The sequence below is a fragment of the Canibacter zhuwentaonis genome (assembly GCF_018531145.1).
Classification (GTDB): Bacteria; Actinomycetota; Actinomycetes; order Actinomycetales; family Microbacteriaceae; genus Canibacter; species Canibacter zhuwentaonis.
This window is the reverse complement of sequence record NZ_JAHDSZ010000022.1, coordinates 1-2,516: the sequence shown is the minus strand read 5'-3', so window position 1 is coordinate 2,516 and position 2,516 is coordinate 1. Positions and strand designations below refer to the sequence as shown.

The 2,516-nt window shown below is 49.0% G+C and carries 3 protein-coding genes; 2 read left to right on the top strand and 1 reads right to left on the bottom strand.

The window, feature by feature from the left end; translation table 11 throughout:
* Together KJY78_RS06895 and KJY78_RS06425 are read left to right on the top strand one after the other, a co-directional pair.
* A partial coding sequence (locus KJY78_RS06895) for an LPXTG cell wall anchor domain-containing protein (RefSeq protein ID WP_214337746.1) occupies nt 1-119 on the top strand: 119 nt, incomplete at its 5' end.
* Nucleotides 120-206: 87 nt separating this feature from the next.
* Nucleotides 207-1,073 (top strand): SpaH/EbpB family LPXTG-anchored major pilin, encoded by an 867-nt coding sequence (locus KJY78_RS06425; protein ID WP_214337783.1) that lies wholly within the window; start codon nt 207-209, stop codon nt 1,071-1,073.
* Here KJY78_RS06425 and KJY78_RS06420 read toward each other — a convergent pair.
* A partial coding sequence (locus KJY78_RS06420) for a hypothetical protein (protein ID WP_214337782.1) occupies nt 1,015-2,516 on the bottom strand: 1,502 nt, incomplete at its 5' end. The genes KJY78_RS06425 and KJY78_RS06420 overlap by 59 nt on opposite strands.

The following is a 2,516-nucleotide window of genomic DNA, read 5'->3' as shown; positions in this document are numbered from 1 at the left end:
CGTTACCACTCACCGGTGGTGTCGCGTCCGACTGGCTGTATCTAGCAGGAGCAGGCGTGCTGATAGTTGGTGTTGCAGCTGGGCTTGTGGCACGCAGACGGCTACAGGCTCGCGTGTAACACCCACAGGCAGAAGCAACAACCGAGCAGGTGGTCTGGCAGTTGGTGCTGTCAGCCCCTGGATGGCTAGCATAGGCGGGTGGTTTTGTGTTAACGCTGCCCGCGCCCGGTGATATTGACACAAACCGGCAGGGTTCGATTATTGTGCACAAACACAAACAACAAGGCCCTCCAGGTGCTCCAGGCACAGGACAACCTGAAAACCCCGCGCCTGCGGGGGATGCGATTGCTGGGGTAGAGTTTAAGATTCAAAAACTCAATCTTGATCTCACAAAAAACACCGACTGGAATACGCTTAAAACCCTAACCGTTGATCAAGCTAAAACCAGGGTAGCAGGGTCTGAAACTATTAAAACAACAGACAACAACGGGGAAGCCACATTCAGTGATCTTGATATTGGTGCTTATCTGGTTACAGAAACCAATGCTCCTGCTGGTGTGGTTAAAAAGGCTGCGCCTTTTATTGTTACCGTACCCCACCCAAACGGCAACAACACTTGGAACTATGACGTACACGTCTACCCAAAAAACACTGTTAGCGCTAAACCATCTAAAACCCTAGACGATACAAACGCCATAAAACTCGGTGACAGTGTCACCTGGACTATCACACAAGTACTACCAGAACTCCAAAATGGTGAAAGATTCACAGAGGTAAGCTTCGCAGACCAGCTACAGGAAGGCCTAGAATACGTTGCACCCACTACCGCGCAGGTTGACGGAGTGGAGGTTGATGTAACCATTACCGCCACGGGTGACGGGGGTCGAAACCTAGAAGGTAGCTTAGATGACACAGCAACCCTTAGGGGAGGTGAGACTGTTACATTCACAATCACAACCACAGTAAACGATCCCGGGAAGATTGTAAACACCGCCAAAGTTACAATCAAAACCTCTAATGGAGGTGACACAAGACCTGTTGCAGTTGATACGCAAACGGGGTTTGGCTGGTGAACTCCCAACCATCAGGGGCTGTTGTGTTGCGTACTGTTACTGTGCAGTTGCTTCCAGCCCACAACATCCTATGTATAACGTGGGGTGCTCCTGCACCGTTAACAAGCCGAGCATAATTGAGCCTGTACGTGAAATCAGCGTGATGCTGAAACGGGGTAACACAGTCGATACTACCTGACACGGTCACAACACCACTAGTGGGGCGTTCTCCTTCGGGTCTAACAACAAGTGAGACTGTGACCCTTTTGTTTGTGACATTAAAGCTTGCTTGTGAAGTGTTATTCCCCTGGTTGGCGTCTGTAAACGTTGCTTGGGTGGTTGCAGTGAAACTTCGGCTGTTAGCATCGAAGAATCCTGCTTTGCCTGTAACGGTTACTTTAACACTGCCTCCGGCAGGAATGACCGGTATGGTTGCTGTTACCGTGTGATTGTTTGCGTTGTACACCCACTGGGCAGGACACATAGCACCACGCCCTGTAGCCTGGCATGCCGAGTTTACTGTGGCGGCAGTGTTTACAAACCCGCTCGGGGGTAGTTGGATTGTAACGGGGATGTTAGTAGCTTGGTTACCGGTAGCTGTGATTGTTGATATTACCCGTACCGGCTGGCCTGCGGCTACTGTTGGTGTGGGGGTGGTTGTTTCGGTTGATACTTCGACTGGTATTTTTTCAACCTCCAACCGTATTTGAGCAGTACGCTCAGACATGATGTTTGATTCTGTTACCACAATAGGTGTATTCGTTTTCCATCTCCAACCAGCAGAAACCATACCCTTGTTAAGAGTTATCGTACAATTACTACCCGCATCAACCATGTTGTTTAACACTCGATCCCATTTGCCGCCTGCTAGCTGGTTGTGTTTCAAAGTAAACATCAGAGTTTTCCTGCTTGGCTGGCCTTGGGGGTTAATGCATAAAACCTCGCCTGTTACAACAACCTGTCCTTCGGTAAGCCCCACAGGCTGAAACGCGGCTGTTAGCGTGGTTTTACGGGGAACAACACGAAACGTGGCGTCAGACGGAATGGCGGTGAAAGGTACTAACTGGCCACCAAAAGAAGTACCAGTTTTATCAAACTCAGTAAAATTCAAAACCCCGTCAGCAGTAGTGGTGACCGTGTGGGATGTGTTGGGTGTGCCTGTGACTGTTCTTGTTATGTTAAGCTGTTCAAAGAACTGTAACGCGCTTTCACCTCTAAAGTGGTTAACGCTGAAACTACCGCTTAGCGTGTGTGACTGTTGATTGTAACTATATTCAAAACCATCCGCCATACATGCCCGCTGATCAGTGCAGTCTCTTGTGAAGGGGCCTCTGATTAGTGTTTCATTTGAGATTGTAAACCCGGTGGGTAGTTGAACACTGAAATTGATTTTAACAGTATACGAATCCTGGGCGGATTGTATATCCTGAACCATCGGATATTCCACCTCGTTATACCGGAATG